Here is a 15,122-nt window from a genome sequence, read left to right as displayed (position 1 = left end):
GAATCAAAATCACAGATAAAAATAACTCCTAACTAATAAACCTGACACTATGAATTCCTCAAACACCTTACGCAAAGCCTTATGGGCGAATGTAGCCTTCGCTGAAATAGGCGCTCTGGCAGCCTTCTTCCTAAATGATACGTTTGCTCCCATAAACGACATGACAGATGGGCAAGGCGTCATCTTCGGAATTGAATTGCTGATTTTATCTGGTCTGGCAGCTTATACAGCCTGGAAGCCTACTGTCAGGAAAGGCCTGGTGCAACTGATTATTGCGTTAAACACCCTGCTGCTAGCCTACTTCATTATTCGGCTGGAAGACCCGACTATATCAGCTGCCGGCATGGAATTGATTGCCGTCGACACGGCTGCCGTATTAGCCCTCATCATCGTTCAGGTAAGAAGCCTGCGAGCTTACAGCCAAGCCGGGAAACCAACGATGGTTTCATAAGCATACATTAAGTTTACATGGAAAATAACAGAGTCATTCTTGTTCGAATGACTCTGTTATTTTCCATGCCAGAACACCGTTCCTTTTGGTGTGATGTAAACCGTTTCCAGTCCACCAAACAGGCTGCCCGTTTCCATCCGGGCCAGGCCATTCCGAAAAATAGACGTAATGCCGGTATACCTGGTCGGAATCACTTCCCGACCCTGTTTGTCGATGAAGCCCCATTTACGACTTTCTTCGTTTTGTACGGCACACAGGCCATTCGCAAAAACACCCGCTGAGCGGTACTGCGGTACGTTGGCAACGGTTTTTCCGGTCTTGTCAATGACGCTCCACTGCCAGCGTTTTCGGTCGGCGCTTAACGTCGCGACCGTAGCCAGGCCTTCCCTAAACGAATGAGCATCTTCGTAGTTTGTTGGGGGTACAACCCATTCGCCTTTGCGGTTAATAAAGCCCATGAAACCGGTTTTCAGCGACCTGACCAAAGCCAACCCGTCTGTAAACGGCTCGACAAATGAAAATTCGGGCGGAAACGCAAATGTTCCGGTACGATCAATGTAGCCCGACGGGCCATCGTCATGCGTCAGGTACACGGCCGCGAGCCCTTCCTTAAAAGCGGACACGTAGCAAAGTCGCTCGAACTGCGGCTTAATGACCAGGTTTCCCAGCTTGTCGACAAAGCCGTTTTTGCCATTGCGCTTCACGCACGCCAACCCTTCGGAGAAGTAGCCTGCATCCTCGTACTGGCAGGGAATCACCAGCTTACCCTGCTTATCGATGAAGCCCCACATGTCATTTTTCCGCACGGCCGCAAGCCCTTCGCTGTAATCCAGAATGCGGTCATACGGCTGATCGGTAATCACGTTTCCGGCAGAGTCAATAACGCTGTACGTGCGGGAATAACCAGGTGTTTGAACGACTTGCTGCACCACCGCCCGGTTGTCGTAAAAATCAGCCGCGCTGGTATACATAGGCGGGATTACGAGGTGTTTGCGGCCGTTGATGTACCCCCACTTGTCCTTAACCGGAACTGGAAAAAGCGCGTCGGCCGGGATGATCGGCTGTTCGTCGGCTGATAGCGCCTGCCCGGTGTCCGTCCGCTGCCGAACAAACGTCCACGCGTAACGGAGCATCCATAGAAGCCCGATGGCCCCAATGACGTAAAGAATTTTCATTAGGTTGTTGTCTGGGTAGTGAACAGCGTATAACGAGCTGGTTATTAGCAGCAAATAAAAATAGTACAGTTGTCTCGTCCGCTACTGAGGCCCAGGTTTTGTACAAACGGTAAGAGAGATTTCACCCGAATTGTATGCATACCAGTCATTCATGGCCTCGATCGTCCGGGCTATATGGATACCCGGTGCGGACAAACGTACGATTTCGCACACTACTGTTCGCAAATGAACGTGCGTTGTCCGTTTCCGTACAAACTAAATTTGGCACGACAAAACACAATCATTGACAATCAGCAAGTTAACAGCTTTGGCACACTTGTTGGCATAGTAAGATCAAACAGTAAACAACCAAAATCTTAAACAGCCATGTTCAACTTCCTTTTACAAGCCAGCGCCTTAGTCGGTGCCAAAAGTATCCTCGGTGCCGTATTGCTCAGCGCGTCAACCCTGACCACAGAACCGGCCGAACCGAAAAAGCCAGCTTCATTCGGTGCCAGTGCTTACGTGAACAAAGAGAACAAGATTCAACTGTCGGTAGAGAAAGTGGTAGCCGAACCGGTTACTGTTGTTCTCCGCAACCAGAACAACCAGGTTCTCTTTACACAGCGGCTGGGCAAAAAGCAAAACAAGTTCTCGGTGAAGTTTGACATGAGCGAACTCCAGGACGGTGCGTACGAATTAGAAATCAGTTCAAGCGATGGCAGTATTCGTAAACAGGTTAGCCTGCAAACAAATACTGTCACCCTTGAGCAGCCGCGCCTGATTACAATGCAGTAAACAACAAAGCCATTACAGTAGGGGTTAACGAATGCCTCATAAAAAAGCCACTTCAACTCAATGAAGTGGCTTTTTTGTGCCCGTAGGGCTGAGTCAGCAGACCAATCAGTACGTCACCCGCTGAATGGTTCCGTTGGCCAAGCTGCTGATGTAATACGTATTGGCGGCCGTTGCTGCCTCGACAGACGTGGGCAGATTCAGCCCCTGCAACAACCCGTTGATCTGGCCGTTTTTCGACTGAAGCAGCCGACCCGTATTGGGCATCGGTCCCATCGCCCCGAACTGGGCTACCTGCAGCACGATAGGCCGCTGGTTAGCGCCGAGGGCAATATCAACCAGGCTGGTGAATCCGTCCTGATAGAGCGATACGTTACCCGCCAGATCGATCTGGTAGATCCGGGCTTTGTCGGCGGGGAATGGGAAGCCCAGCAGCGTTGTTACCAGGAATTTCTGACCGTCGAATACGATACCGGTCGGCACCGACTGAACAAACGGCGGCCCTACCATCGGCATCGTGGGATTGGGAATCCCCGGTACGGTTGCGAACACGCTCAACTGACCGGTTTTGCTTCGCTTGATAATAGCATTGGCACCGGCATCGGCGATGTACAGGTCGCCATCCGGACCGAATATCAGGTTATACAGATTCGAGTCCTGCGTGTCGGCGGCCCCAAAGTTATAGTCGAGCACGAACTGACCGATCGGTTCGCTGTCCAGTTGCGAGGCCATGAGCGGCTGATCGCCCGGTTTGAACGACGACACGTTGAGTTTGTACATTTTTTCATCGACACCGTGCAGGATATAGAGCATGCCATCCTTGTAAACCAGGTGGTTGAGCCCATCGGGTGTGTTCTCGGGGCTTACCGCTACGTTGAAACCGGTAACGACTGGATATTTCTGACCATCCGGCATGATCAGTGTTACTTTACCCGCAGCCACTTCAGTTACCCACAACCGCCCCTGGGGATCGGTTGCCACGCCGAGCGGAGCCGCCAGATTTGAGGCTACTTCCTGGACTTGCAGTTGGCTGGGATCACCCAGTTCACGGTGGTCCTGACAGCCGAATACGAACAGACACGTTAGCAACGTGCCGATGTTGAGTAAGTTGGTACGCATACGAAATGTGATGATAGTAGGGAGGTTTATTATGAATGAGGCCGCTGATTTACGGCCGTGAAAGTTAGATAAAGAAGTCTCCCTAGCTGGTAGCTTATGTAGTAAACGGTCAATAAATTCACTCGAAGGTATTTTCAGCCCGTTTAATTTTAAGATTTATTAACAATCAGCTCGTTACAAACCGTCGGTCGGGAAGCACAGCCCTGCTTACACGCCCCTCCAGCATCCATATTTAAGGCTGATTTTTTTGGATTATTCACCGCCTGTTTTCTTCGTTTTGTCCGAATTCGTGCGATTTGGCACCGGTTTGTTCAGAAACGAACACCGCCTGTCCGTTTCCGTACATTTTTCGAGGACTTACTCCAAGATAAATATCTTATAATCAATTAGTTAACTAGTATAAATAGCTATTGGCATGCTTGTTGGCATATAAAGGGAGAACAGTAAACAACTAAAAACATCATAAAAGCCATGTTCAACCTTCTCTTCCAAACCAGCGCATTAGCTGGTGCTAAAAGCCTGATTGCCGCGGTCCTCATTGGCTCAGCAACCTTAACTGCCGAGCCGACCGAACCCAAAAAACCGATGTCGTTCGACGCCACCGTGTACGTGAACAAAGAGAACAAAATTCACCTGGCCGTTCAGAAAGTAGCTGCGCAGCCGGTACAGGTTATCCTGCGCAACAAGCACCAGGACGTTCTCTACACGCACACGATCGGTAAGAAAGAAGAAAAAGCGGCCATCCGCTTCAACGTCAGCGACCTCGAAGATGGTCTGTATGAACTGGAAATCAAGTCAAACGATGGCAGCATCCGGCGACAGCTGAACATTGAAACGCCCGGCACAAAACCCTCACGTACGATTACGATGGAATAGGCAGACTGCCGCCCGCGAAAAGACTGTATAGGTTAGAAAACGTGTTGCAGAAAGCCACTTCTCTTTGAGGAGTGGCTTTTTTCGTGGACGCTAACACCGAACGTGTTAATAAACGATTTTGACCCGGATACGGTGAGGAGCCGGTTGACTACCCCCAAAATAAAGCCCTGTTTTGTAGGCAAACTTCTTATCGTGGGTGAACGGAATAGGCGTCCCGCCCAGTACCTGATACAACTTCCGGCTGTAGTCGACCTTGATGACCAGCCGGGTCGGTTCGTTGATTTTGGCTTCGGCAATTTTAAAATCAGTTCGTTTGCCTTCCACGTAAGCATACGCACCGAGATCGATCCGCTGCCGTTGCGGATTCCACCGCCAGCCTACCCGTACGCCGTCGATCTGATGCGGTGCCGCACCGAGATCCTGATCTTTTGACCCGACAAAGCCCAGACCAATCACTTTGTTCCAGTCCTGTTCGTCAACCGAACCGACGTCGTAGATGCACGTACTGTCGAAGGTGACCGTAGCCGACAGTTCCGTTGGCTCAATCAATACCCCCGTCTTCCGTTTGGGCAGGGGTTCATGGTCGCCGGCTTCAACAACGACCCATTCCGGCTCTGAAACGAACAAATCCGGGATGCAGGCGTTCATCGACACCAGAAAACAGAGCAGCGTAATGCGCAGGACAGAGCGTGTAGTAATCATAACGTGGTGATTGTAAAACAGAATAAGGCCAGTTACCTAACTCAAAACGAGCAACTTTGTCTGTTTTATTGTTCCGTTCGGTCAGATTGGCAAAGATCATAGGTAGAAACGGTTGTCGCAATCTTTTATAAACAATCCGTATTTAACGGTTCATACCCGCAATTAACATGTCTGATTCCATACTGACCCGCCGTCAATTAGTCACTACACTGGGTACAGCGGCTGGTGCTGCGCTCCTGCCAACAACCGCATCAGCTAACTCAACCGCTCCGCAGCCCGCTAAAACCGCAGCGTTTACCCACTGCCTGAACATGAGTACCATCCGGGGCCACAAACTGGGCTTCGTAAAGGAACTCGAAACCGCTTCCAAAGCCGGGTTTCGCTCGGTCGAAATCTGGGTCGATACGTTGCTGAATTACCTGAAAGAGGGCAAGACCCCCGCCGATGCCCGCAAACAAATCGGCGACCTGGGCATTACCGTCGAAAATGCCATTGGGTTTGCGCCCTGGATCATTGATAATGACGCGGACCGTGCCAAGGGGCTTGAGCAGATGAAGCGGGAGATGGACATACTGGCTCAGGTCGGCTGCAAACGGGTAGCGGCCCCACCCGTTGGGGCTCAAACGCCCAACAGCCCGCTCATCGACCTTCGTAAAGCGGCTGAACGGTACCGGGCCGTTCTGGACATCGGTACGCAAACGGGTGTTACGCCCCATCTGGAACTCTGGGGCTTTTCCCGCAACCTGAATCGCCTGAGCGACGTCATGTACGTTGCCGTTGAAAGCGGTCATCCGTCAGCGCGGCTGCTGCTGGACGTGTACCATCTCTTCAAAGGGGGCAGCAGTCTCGACAGCCTGCCGCTGGTTGGCAAACCGGCCATCGAAATATTTCACGTAAACGATTATCCGGCTAATCTACCGGCCGCTAACATCACCGACGCAGACCGGGTCTACACCGGCGACGGCGTCGCGCCGATCCGGCAGATTCTGCAGACCATCCGGAACCCGGACCGGCCCATCATCCTGTCGCTGGAAGTATTTAACAAGAACTACTATGCCCAGGACCCGCTGCAGGTCGCGCAGTCGGGCCTGGCCAAGATGAAGGCGGTTACGCAGGGCGTTTAGCGAAATCCCTACTGATTATCGATCCGACGGGGCCGATCGGACGTAGTGCCACCGGCCGTGTGCTCAGTGGTTTCCTGCGATTCCGGCTTGGCTCCGCCGGGTGCCGTACCGGTGCTGCCCGGCCGACGCGATTTGGTGTTCTGACTATAGTCGTCGCCCTCCGTGTTCGGGCTCACGGTGCTGGCCTGACTGGCCCCGGACCGTGAATTTTGTTGTGAGTTTCTCATGTGTTGATGATTACTTGTGACTACGTTGGCAAACGTGACCTGTTCCATGTATTCGGGGTGTTTGCCGTCGATACCCGTAGCGCAGTTACACTTGCAGCTAACCGATCGAGTAATTAGATTTAAGGAATTATCCTGTTTCGTTAAGATACCCGATAATCCGAAAAAATCCAACCTTTATCCGTACTCACAATGAAAAACCGATCTATCGTACTCGTCTTTATGCTAACCTTCTGTTTGGGAGCCTGTCGGGAAAAGGAGGTAGGGCCTGATCTGACCTCTCCGCTGACCGGCCAGTTCGGAGCCAGTTACCTGATTGTAAACCTAACAACGGGCGTTTCCAACAGTGGGCCTGGTACCAACTCCACGGTTGAGCTTCGCCGTAAAACGAACAACACCCTTTTGGTGACCGTCAAAATCAACGATCCGCAGATTCAAATCACCGATCAGTTTGAGGCTACCGTTACGCCCACCAGTGTCGAAAGAGATAACCTACGTATCCCCGGCCTGCGCAGCGTCTATGAAGCCACCTACAAGACCAGCGTCCGCAGTACAGGTAAAACCCAGATTAATAACTACGGTAAAAGCCTGATTAATCTGTATAACGACGGCAAAATTCGCGGGAGTTTTGGTTATGTCAACTCCGACAGCCTCATGATCAGTTTAGGAATTTAAGTGAAAACGTGGGCGGCTTGGTTTACACGTACCGGCTACTCATCCAGCAACGAATCGGTAGACGTACGGGGCTTTGTGCGCGCCACCGGTGTACTTCTTATCAATTCGTTCCAGTACGCCCAGGCTCAGCATTTTACGCTGAAACCCGGAGCGGTGAAGCTTCTCATTCAAAATAGTCTCGTATAAGCTCTGCAGCTCGGCCATAGTAAACGTATCGGGCAGCAACGAAGCCGCCCACTCGACCAGCTTCCGGTCCAGATTGATGCGCAGGGTCTCCAGGGCTTTCTGCACAATAGCCTGGTGGTCCTGCATGAGCGCAGGCAACCGGTTCAGATCATACCAGTCGCAGGAGTCCGACAGCGCATCGGGCCGTGGCACGGCTTTCGTAAAGTCAACGAGGGCGTAGTAACCCACCGATACAAACCGGCGCAATAGCCAGTGGTTGTCGGTGGGGGTCAGGCCATTGGCCCTCATGATCGATCGCATCGGCTCCGGGTCGTACCGGGCCTGATCGCCGAATACGTAAAATTGCTCCAGATAGATATCGCTTAACCCCGTTCGTTCGGCCAGCATCCGCCGGGCCGCAGCATTCAGGTCTTCATGCTCACGAATGAATCCCCCAGGCAGTGCAAACAGCCCCGTGTTGCGGTACTCCAGCAGGAGAATACGCAACTGGTTCTCGTGAAAACCGAAAATAACCGCATCCAGTGCCAGCCCCGGCAAATACCCCGCTCCATCCGGCCCGATCGCGTCCGGCGATTGATGACTCATACTTTTTGAACTAGGCCGGCAAGTAACATAAAAAATTGGCAATCTCATCTCAATCGCTTATTATTGTAACAAAATGTTACAATAGAAAAATCCGACTGCTTTTCAGACCAGTTAGGCCAGTAACTGGTCTGAAAAAATATTCATCACCTAAAACGTATGCGCATGAAAACTTTTTTAATTGCTTCACTTTTAACGGTTCAGGCCGGCCTGATAGCCGTTGCCCAGTCCGGGAAAGCCGGTTTTTCCAGCCAGGTACGTACCGCCAATGGCGTCCTGGAAGGTGTGAAGGAAGGGAGTGGCGTTTACGCCTTCAAAGGCATTCCGTTCGCGCAGCCGCCGGTTGGGGATCTGCGCTGGAAAGAACCCCAGCCCGTTCAGAACTGGCAGGGCGTTCGCAAAGCCGACAAGTTTGGTCCACGCGCCATGCAGCGCTCCCTTTTCGGCGACATGAACTTCCGCTCGAACGGCATGGGCGAAGATTGCCTGTATCTGAACGTATGGACCCCGGCCAAATCGACCAATGACCGCCTGCCGGTGCTGGTTTATTTTTACGGGGGTGGCTTTGTGGCCGGCGACGGGTCCGAACCGCGCTACGACGGGGAAAGCATGGCCCGCAAAGGCATCGTGGCCCTTACGGTGAACTACCGGCTCGGCCCGTTCGGCTTTATGGCCCACCCCGAACTGACCAAAGAATCTCCGCACAAGGCGTCGGGCAACTACGGTTTGCTCGACCAGAACGCGGCCCTGCGCTGGGTAAAAGAAAACATTGCGGCCTTTGGTGGCGACCCGAACAAAGTGACCATCGCCGGCGAATCGGCCGGATCGATATCGGTGAGCGCGCAGATGGCGTCTCCCCTGTCGAAAAACCTGATTGCCGGAGCCATTGGTGAAAGCGGTTCGCTGATGGGCACGCTGTCGCCAACACCACTGAGCAAAGCCGAGGAGATGGGGGTAAAATTTGCGGAGGCACTGGGCGCTAAGTCACTGGCCGAACTTCGGGCCATTTCGGCTGAGCAGGTACTCGAAGCTACGGCGAAACCCGGTGTATCCTGGTTTTCGACGACCATTGACGGCTATTTCCTGCCGAAACCCGCCACGCAGATTTTTACGGCCGGCGAACAGGCCAAGGTGCCGCTGATGGTTGGCTGGAATTCGGAAGAAATGACCTACCGCGCCGTACTCGGTCAGGAAGAGCCGACCAAAGAAAATTATGAAAAGGCCGTTCGGAAGCTGTATGGCGAGCAGGCCGATGAAGTGCTGAAGTTGTATGCCCCCGCTACCGACGCGGACGTACAGCAGGTGGCCACCGACCTGGCCGGCGACCGCTTTATTGGCTTCAGCACGTGGAAATGGGCGGATATGCACAGCCAGACGGGCGGAGGCAAGCCAGTTTACCGGTACTTCTACGCCCGGCCGCGCCCGGCCATGGTACCCGAAATGGGCAACGCATCGGCTGGCCTGGCGGGTGGTGTGGTGCGGAACAACGACCCGAACGCGATCAAAATGCCCCCGGCCAAGGGTGCCGTTCATTCGGCTGAGATTGAGTACGCGATGGGCAACCTGGCGACCAACAAGGTATACGCCTGGACACCCGAGGATTACAAAGTATCGGAGTTGATGCAGAATTACTTCGCCAACTTCATCAAAACCGGCAATCCGAACGGTCCTGGCCTGCCCAACTGGCCAGTTGCCGGGAAGGTTACCCCGGTTCAGTACATGCGCATCGACGTGAACTCGCAGGTCGAGAAAGAACAGCACCGCGACCGTTACCTGTTCCTGGACCAGCAGAACGCAAAAATGGATTAACACTCACTTTTCTAACCTGCAGAACGGCCCCGACTTACCAGTAGTCGGGGCTTTTGTATGTATTAAATTTATTAATGTACTCCTGACAGAAAAAATATGGAATTGATATACGTAAAACCAAGGTAGCTTGATAAGTGCTAAATGTCTCGGTTTTTTTCGCTATTTTACTGTTGATAATAATCAAACCATATCAGTCAGACAATGAATCAAATCGACCAACTTGGCATGGAATTTATTTTCGCCGAAATTCAAAAAGAAGGCCGCTTCTATACACACAAAGACAACATGGTTCGACCAGGCGTTAGCGAAGCACTCGACCAACTAAAAGCCTTTGGATTAATTGAAAAAACAGCAAAATTCTCTTACACGCTCACAGAAAAAGGATACAATGCAAAACGACTAGGAAGTTTTCAAAAATGGTTCGAGATTCAAGATAAGGAGCCAACACATGGGATCAATTTTTACGTATCAGGCAACCAAAATACATTTAATCAGAATGTGATGAATGGCAGTGATGCCAATCAAATACTTACACCATCAAACCAGCCGTCAACAGTAGAAAAGGCCAGTTGGTGGGCGGGTATTCTGAGTGCCATAAAAGCAATCTTTTTTTAACCCTAGTATATTGCAATTCACCTCCACTTCGCCCAGACAAACAATTAATCTTACAGCACAAAAGTTCTTATAATATGTAGTCCAAAGTGATTTAGTGTTACAACAGATTTTTAATTTTCGGCAAAGCGCTCGGAAAGCGTAACAGTTTAGTGTAATATGCGTTATTGCGACATAAATCTGTCTGACCATGAACCTGTTATTACTCTCCGCCATGCTTAACTGGACGGCCCCCATGCCGCAGGATACTGTTCAGAAACTGACGCATCCACACGACAACATGCCCATCTACAAAGACAGCGGGCGCTCCATCCGCATGCCTGGCCCGAAGTATTATTTCGAGATAACTCCCCGGTACAGGACGCAGCCCAGCAAAGGCGGCAACCAACCGGCCGATTCGACCAGAAAACGGAACTGGATTTCCTGATGTCTGCCCCAACAGTTCGGTTGCACGGTGGGTTGTCGGTGTACAACAAGCTCAACGCAGCCGGCTATGAACCAGAACCAATCATTTCCTGAACAGTATTTTCGGCGGATGGACGAGAGCGACGACGAGCGCTTCTACGACTATCCTCGCCTGGTTGTCCATATTGATGAAGCTGCCATTGCCGCCACTACCCGGCTTTACCGCGAGTTTCTGCCCGCCGACAGCGACGTACTGGATTTAATGAGTAGCTGGCGGAGCCATCTGCCCTCCGACGTACCGTACCGGCGCGTGGTCGGTCTGGGCATGAACGAGCTGGAAATGCGCGAAAATCCGCAGTTGACGGACTACGTCGTTCAGAACCTGAACAAAACCAGTCGCCTGCCGTTCGACGATGCGTCCTTCGATGGCTGCATCCTGACCGTATCGGTGCAGTACCTGACCCAACCGGTCGATGTTTTCGCGGAGGTGGGCCGTGTGCTTCGCCCCGGCGCTCCGTTTCTGACCGTTTTTTCTAACCGGATGTTTCCCACCAAAGCCATAGCAATCTGGCAATCGCTCGACGACCGGGGCCATGCGCAACTGGTTGAAAGCTATTACCAGTTAGCCGGGCGTTTTGAGGGCATTCAGTCGCTCGACCGCAGCCCGAAGGGTTCATACAGCGATCCGTTGTATGCCGTGGTTGGGTACCGGACCCACCAGCCGCTCACGTTCTGATCAGCGCCCGACGTAGCGGAGCACACGCTGCCACTTCTGGGGTTTGTAGGGAGTCGTCCGCACGACGGTACCGCTGTAGGGCGCTTCAACAAGCTGCTGACCACCAACGTAAATACCCACGTGCGACCACTTGCCGTTCCGGTGTTTTCGTACCAACAGGTCACCCGCCTGTGGCGCACCGGTTACCGGCCGAAAGTCCGGGCTGTTGACCAGATCGGCTACAGAATTACCTCCCCGCCAGCTGGCCCCAACGTCTTCGAACACGTAGCGAACCAGTCCGGAGCAATCCAGCGTACCCTGACCCGTTCGGCGGTTGTAAGCCGGAGCACCGTAGGGAACGCCGAGGTACCGATACGACTGGGCGGCCATGCGTTCGCCGAGGGCGCTACGTTCCGTAACGGCGGGGCGGGGCGTAACCAGCGGCAGCACAAACCGCAGCAGTGGATACACAAGTGTCGCTTTGATCCGGCTGATGTTGGCACCCGCCCGCTGGCCAGCCACCAGATACGCCAGCGGAGCCGTGGCCGGCCGGAAGTAGTGGTTGTGATCGACTTCGAGGTGGTTGCGATCAATAATGTGCTTCAGCAACGACTGAAGTTCGGCTTCGGTGGCAACCTGACCAAACCGCTGCGTCAGAACAGCTTTGTAGCGCTGGTAGAACGATTGTCCGGTTGGTTGCGCCGGGGCGTTGGTTGCCACCAGCCACAACAGCAGGCAAAGGAGTCGCTTCATGCGGACAGAACGCCCCCTTTTTAGTCTATGGTTCCAGTAGTAATTATATTTTAATGTAGCTGACCAGCCTTTATCGGCCCAAGCCGGTCAGTTTACGTACCACCTGAACGATGATTACCGGCACGACGCCGGCCGCAATGATCAGCTCCAGGGGCGCGGCCTGCATTGGCTGAATGGACAACACCTCGCGCAGGAACGGCACGTAGTACGTCAGGAACATGATCGCTATACAGGTCAGCAACGCCAGCCAGATGTAGCGGTTGCGGGTAATTTCATTTTTGAAAAAATTACCCTTACCCGAGTATAGATTGAATACGTGCATCAGTTGGGCGAACGACAAGGCGTAGAACGTAATGCTGTTGCCAACCCCTTCGCTCAGGCCTAACTGTCGCGTCCCAAACAGATAAACGCCCAGCACGGCAACCGTAATGACGAAGGCGTAGAACACAATCAATCCCCAGTCGTTGCGGCTCAGGATGGGCTGTTTGGGGTCGCGGGGCGGCTGCTTCATCAGTTCGCTGTTTTCGCGGCCGACACCCAGCGCCAGGGCCGGAAATACGTCGGTGATGATGTTGATGAACAGGATTTGCAGCGGGAGCAACGGCGTACCTACGTTCAGGAAACCGGCGAAGGTGACCACGAAGATCTCGCTCATGTTGCACGACAGCAGGAACAGAATGAACTTACGGATGTTCTCGAAAATGACCCGTCCCTGCCCAATGGCCGTCACGATCGACGTGAACGAATCGTCTTTCAGCACCATAGCCGCCGTTTCGGCCGCCACCTGCGTGCCACGCTGCCCCATCGCGATGCCAATGTCGGACTTCTTCAGGGCGGGCGCATCATTGACCCCGTCGCCGGTCATCCCGACAATATCGCCCTGCTGCTGGTACAGATCGATCATGTCCAGTTTCTGCGTCGGGCTGACCCGGGCAAACACCCGGCAGGCCATCAGTCGTTTTCGATCCTCCTCCGTGAGCTGATCGAGCGGTTTCAGGTCACGGCCGGTCAGCGCCATTTCTTCGCCGGGTTCGACCAGGTGCACCTGCCTGGCAATGGTCAGGGCGGTTGCGGGGTGGTCGCCCGTAACCATGATTACTTTGATACCAGCCTCGCGGCAGGATTCCAGCGCGGGCGTTACTTCGGTACGGGGAGGGTCCAGAAAACCGATCAGCCCTAGGTACGTCAGGTTATTATCGGCAAAATCGTCGCCGGGTTTTTCGTCGATTTCCCGGTACGCAAACGCCAGCGTCCGCAACCCATCGGCCGCCATTTTTTCCGAGATGTCACGCTGCTCCTGCTGAAGAGCCTCATCCATATCGGGGCAGCGATCCATGATTTCTTCCACGGCCCCTTTGACGGCCACAATGTAGCGGTCGTTGGTCTGGTGAAGCGTTCCCATCATGCGGGTATCGGAACTGAACGGTTTCTCGGCTTTGCGCGGATATTGCTCCCGGATGGTATCCGGGTCCTGACCAGCCGCGTACGCAAACTTGAGCAAGGCTACCTCCACGGGATCGCCTACTTCTTTGGTATCCGTATCGTGGGGATTGTAATCGGCGTTGTTGGCCAGAACCCCCGCCAGCACCAGCCGCTGGTACACGTCGCTTTCGGTAATCTGCGCATCGCCGTTTGTTACGTTCAGCGTCTGGTCGTCGGCTTGTACGTCCACATCGGCCCGGGCGTCCGGAAGCTGGATGGTATGCACTTCAATACGATTTTGCGTCAGCGTACCGGTTTTGTCCGTAAAGATGACGTTGGTCCCGCCCAGTGTTTCAACCGCCGACAGTCGCTTTACGATGACTTTCTTCTCGGCCAATTGCAGCATACCGTAGGCCAGGGCGATCGTAGCCACCACCGACATGCCTTCCGGGATGGCCGCAATGGCCAGCGCGATGGAGGTTTCGATCAGCTGCCGCACTTCTTCGCCCCGGATCAGGCCAACGATCAGAAACAAGCCCGCCAGCCCGACCGTTACCCAGATCAGCACTTTGGAGAGCGAATCGAGTTTTGCTTCCAGCGGGGTGGCCGTCCGCTCGGCCTGCTCCACCATCGTCGCAATTTTCCCCAGCTCGGTCTGCTGCCCGATACCCGTCACGACAGCCCGGCCGTTGCCGCCCGTTACGGCCGTTCCCTTGAACAGTCGGTTGTGCTGATCGCCCAGGGGGGCATCTTCGGCGGTAGGCGCAGTGGCTTTTTCGACCGGCAACGACTCCCCCGTCAGTGCCGATTCGTCAACCTGCAGTTGGTTAGCCTCCAGCAGGCTGGCATCGGCGGCTATGAGATCGCCCGCTTCGACCATCAGAATATCACCCAGCGTTACGTCTTCCGACGAAATTTCGTGGACACGGCCATCGCGCCAGACCCGCGCCGGATTGGTGTCCATTTTCCGCAGCGCGTCCATAGACTGGCTGGCATTGAACTCCAGTACGAATCCGGTGATGGCATTGATCAGGATGACGGCGATGATGGCCCACCCTTCAACGGTTTCGCCCAGGAGGAACGACACAATAGCCGCAGCCGCCAGAATCCAGACAATAACGCTGTTGAATTGCCGAATGGCGATGCTCAGAGCACTTTCGCGTTTGGCTTCCTCCAGCGCATTGGGCCCATATTGATCAAGCCGCCGGGTGGCTTCCTCGCCGGTCAGGCCGCTTTTGGGATTAACGGTCAACGCACTGACCAGTTGATCGGCCGGTAAAGTGTGTGGCAGTTCCGGTACGTTGAGAGGGGCAGTAGTAGAGGTCGGCATATAAAGAGGTAGTTACGTATTACAAAAGCAACCCGCCTGAAATAACTTTGTTCAGCGTCGGGCAGGCGAACGCTATCGTAGAGACCAGCTACCATGAGCTTATGACTGCTGCCGTTATTCCAACGTAGCGGAAGGGCAGAAACAGTCTATAGCCGGAAAACCAATCGATTCATGGACAGGGGTATACG

16 protein-coding genes are annotated in these 15,122 nt (G+C 53.6%); 9 read left to right on the top strand and 7 right to left on the bottom strand.

Annotated features, from left to right (window positions below; translation table 11 throughout):
• Positions 1–49: 49 nt before the first annotated feature.
• Positions 50–451: a hypothetical protein gene (locus DYU11_RS15590; RefSeq protein ID WP_119668620.1), complete on the top strand. Its 402-nt coding sequence runs from the start codon at positions 50–52 to the stop codon at positions 449–451.
• Between the two features lie 56 nt (positions 452–507).
• Here DYU11_RS15590 and DYU11_RS15585 read toward each other — a convergent pair whose 3' ends face one another.
• Positions 508–1,626 (bottom strand): WG repeat-containing protein, encoded by a 1,119-nt coding sequence (locus tag DYU11_RS15585; RefSeq protein WP_119668619.1) that lies wholly within the window; start codon positions 1,624–1,626, stop codon positions 508–510.
• 366 nt (positions 1,627–1,992) lie between these two features.
• Here DYU11_RS15585 and DYU11_RS15580 point away from each other — a divergent pair, with 366 nt between their 5' ends.
• Complete coding sequence (locus tag DYU11_RS15580; protein WP_119668618.1) at positions 1,993–2,403, top strand: T9SS type A sorting domain-containing protein; 411 nt, start codon at positions 1,993–1,995, stop codon at positions 2,401–2,403.
• A gap of 105 nt (positions 2,404–2,508) precedes the next feature.
• Here DYU11_RS15580 and DYU11_RS15575 read toward each other — a convergent pair whose 3' ends face one another.
• Positions 2,509–3,519 carry a ScyD/ScyE family protein gene (locus DYU11_RS15575; protein ID WP_119668617.1) on the bottom strand — a complete coding sequence of 337 codons (1,011 nt, stop codon included), beginning with the start codon at positions 3,517–3,519 and terminating at the stop codon, positions 2,509–2,511.
• 471 nt (positions 3,520–3,990) lie between these two features.
• On the opposite strand from DYU11_RS15575, the gene DYU11_RS15570 reads away from it, so the two are divergent.
• Positions 3,991–4,395: a DUF3244 domain-containing protein gene (locus DYU11_RS15570; protein WP_119668616.1), complete on the top strand. Its 405-nt coding sequence runs from the start codon at positions 3,991–3,993 to the stop codon at positions 4,393–4,395.
• A 105-nt stretch (positions 4,396–4,500) separates the two neighbouring features.
• Here the strand turns inward: DYU11_RS15570 and DYU11_RS15565 are convergent, their stop codons facing one another.
• The gene (locus DYU11_RS15565; protein WP_119668615.1) at positions 4,501–5,097 is read right to left on the bottom strand and encodes a hypothetical protein; all 597 of its coding nucleotides are present in this window, start codon (positions 5,095–5,097) and stop codon (positions 4,501–4,503) included.
• 167 nt (positions 5,098–5,264) lie between these two features.
• Here DYU11_RS15565 and DYU11_RS15560 point away from each other — a divergent pair, with 167 nt between their 5' ends.
• Positions 5,265–6,221: a sugar phosphate isomerase/epimerase family protein gene (locus DYU11_RS15560; protein WP_119668614.1), complete on the top strand. Its 957-nt coding sequence runs from the start codon at positions 5,265–5,267 to the stop codon at positions 6,219–6,221.
• An 8-nt stretch (positions 6,222–6,229) separates the two neighbouring features.
• Here DYU11_RS15560 and DYU11_RS15555 read toward each other — a convergent pair whose 3' ends face one another.
• Positions 6,230–6,448 carry a hypothetical protein gene (locus DYU11_RS15555; RefSeq protein ID WP_147367946.1) on the bottom strand — a complete coding sequence of 73 codons (219 nt, stop codon included), beginning with the start codon at positions 6,446–6,448 and terminating at the stop codon, positions 6,230–6,232.
• 189 nt (positions 6,449–6,637) lie between these two features.
• Between DYU11_RS15555 and DYU11_RS15550 the strand changes: the two genes are divergently transcribed.
• Positions 6,638–7,120 (top strand): hypothetical protein, encoded by a 483-nt coding sequence (locus DYU11_RS15550; protein ID WP_119668612.1) that lies wholly within the window; start codon positions 6,638–6,640, stop codon positions 7,118–7,120.
• Positions 7,121–7,159: 39 nt separating this feature from the next.
• Here DYU11_RS15550 and DYU11_RS15545 read toward each other — a convergent pair whose 3' ends face one another.
• Positions 7,160–7,891 carry an NUDIX hydrolase gene (locus DYU11_RS15545; RefSeq protein WP_119668611.1) on the bottom strand — a complete coding sequence of 244 codons (732 nt, stop codon included), beginning with the start codon at positions 7,889–7,891 and terminating at the stop codon, positions 7,160–7,162.
• A gap of 156 nt (positions 7,892–8,047) precedes the next feature.
• Here DYU11_RS15545 and DYU11_RS15540 point away from each other — a divergent pair, with 156 nt between their 5' ends.
• The 4 genes from DYU11_RS15540 to DYU11_RS15525 all read left to right on the top strand — a co-directional run bounded on the left by DYU11_RS15540 (position 8,048) and on the right by DYU11_RS15525 (position 11,450).
• Positions 8,048–9,697: a carboxylesterase/lipase family protein gene (locus DYU11_RS15540; RefSeq protein WP_119668610.1), complete on the top strand. Its 1,650-nt coding sequence runs from the start codon at positions 8,048–8,050 to the stop codon at positions 9,695–9,697.
• 201 nt (positions 9,698–9,898) lie between these two features.
• Positions 9,899–10,312, top strand: coding sequence for a hypothetical protein (locus DYU11_RS15535; RefSeq protein WP_119668609.1), 414 nt, complete (start codon positions 9,899–9,901; stop codon positions 10,310–10,312).
• Positions 10,313–10,499: 187 nt separating this feature from the next.
• Positions 10,500–10,736, top strand: a complete 237-nt coding sequence (locus tag DYU11_RS33230) for a hypothetical protein (protein WP_158600293.1) — start codon at positions 10,500–10,502, stop codon at positions 10,734–10,736.
• 66 nt (positions 10,737–10,802) lie between these two features.
• Positions 10,803–11,450 (top strand): methyltransferase domain-containing protein, encoded by a 648-nt coding sequence (locus DYU11_RS15525; RefSeq protein ID WP_229365858.1) that lies wholly within the window; start codon positions 10,803–10,805, stop codon positions 11,448–11,450.
• Here DYU11_RS15525 and DYU11_RS15520 read toward each other — a convergent pair whose 3' ends face one another.
• A complete protein-coding gene (locus DYU11_RS15520; protein WP_119668606.1) occupies positions 11,451–12,182 on the bottom strand; it encodes a C40 family peptidase in 732 nt (243 codons plus the stop codon).
• Positions 12,183–12,252: 70 nt separating this feature from the next.
• A complete protein-coding gene (locus DYU11_RS15515) occupies positions 12,253–14,934 on the bottom strand; it encodes a cation-translocating P-type ATPase (RefSeq protein WP_119668605.1) in 2,682 nt (893 codons plus the stop codon).
• Positions 14,935–15,122 lie beyond the last annotated feature (188 nt).

The organism is Fibrisoma montanum (genome assembly GCF_003583365.1).
Lineage (GTDB): Bacteria > Bacteroidota > Bacteroidia > Cytophagales > Spirosomataceae > Fibrisoma > Fibrisoma montanum.
The sequence above is the reverse complement of the archived record's forward strand: the minus strand, read 5'-3'. Positions and strand labels throughout refer to the sequence as shown.

Bases quoted from the DNA above. Each gene is read 5' to 3' on its own strand.
- DYU11_RS15590 (WP_119668620.1), top strand. From the start codon at position 50: ATGAATTCCTCAAACACCTTACGCAAAGCCTTATGGGCGAATGTAGCC.
- DYU11_RS15585 (WP_119668619.1), bottom strand. From the start codon at position 1,626: ATGAAAATTCTTTACGTCATTGGGGCCATCGGGCTTCTATGGATGCTC.
- DYU11_RS15580 (WP_119668618.1), top strand. From the start codon at position 1,993: ATGTTCAACTTCCTTTTACAAGCCAGCGCCTTAGTCGGTGCCAAAAGT.
- DYU11_RS15575 (WP_119668617.1), bottom strand. From the start codon at position 3,519: ATGCGTACCAACTTACTCAACATCGGCACGTTGCTAACGTGTCTGTTC.
- DYU11_RS15570 (WP_119668616.1), top strand. From the start codon at position 3,991: ATGTTCAACCTTCTCTTCCAAACCAGCGCATTAGCTGGTGCTAAAAGC.
- DYU11_RS15565 (WP_119668615.1), bottom strand. From the start codon at position 5,097: ATGATTACTACACGCTCTGTCCTGCGCATTACGCTGCTCTGTTTTCTG.
- DYU11_RS15560 (WP_119668614.1), top strand. From the start codon at position 5,265: ATGTCTGATTCCATACTGACCCGCCGTCAATTAGTCACTACACTGGGT.
- DYU11_RS15555 (WP_147367946.1), bottom strand. From the start codon at position 6,448: ATGAGAAACTCACAACAAAATTCACGGTCCGGGGCCAGTCAGGCCAGC.
- DYU11_RS15550 (WP_119668612.1), top strand. From the start codon at position 6,638: ATGAAAAACCGATCTATCGTACTCGTCTTTATGCTAACCTTCTGTTTG.
- DYU11_RS15545 (WP_119668611.1), bottom strand. From the start codon at position 7,891: ATGAGTCATCAATCGCCGGACGCGATCGGGCCGGATGGAGCGGGGTAT.
- DYU11_RS15540 (WP_119668610.1), top strand. From the start codon at position 8,048: ATGCGCATGAAAACTTTTTTAATTGCTTCACTTTTAACGGTTCAGGCC.
- DYU11_RS15535 (WP_119668609.1), top strand. From the start codon at position 9,899: ATGAATCAAATCGACCAACTTGGCATGGAATTTATTTTCGCCGAAATT.
- DYU11_RS33230 (WP_158600293.1), top strand. From the start codon at position 10,500: ATGAACCTGTTATTACTCTCCGCCATGCTTAACTGGACGGCCCCCATG.
- DYU11_RS15525 (WP_229365858.1), top strand. From the start codon at position 10,803: ATGAACCAGAACCAATCATTTCCTGAACAGTATTTTCGGCGGATGGAC.
- DYU11_RS15520 (WP_119668606.1), bottom strand. From the start codon at position 12,182: ATGAAGCGACTCCTTTGCCTGCTGTTGTGGCTGGTGGCAACCAACGCC.
- DYU11_RS15515 (WP_119668605.1), bottom strand. From the start codon at position 14,934: ATGCCGACCTCTACTACTGCCCCTCTCAACGTACCGGAACTGCCACAC.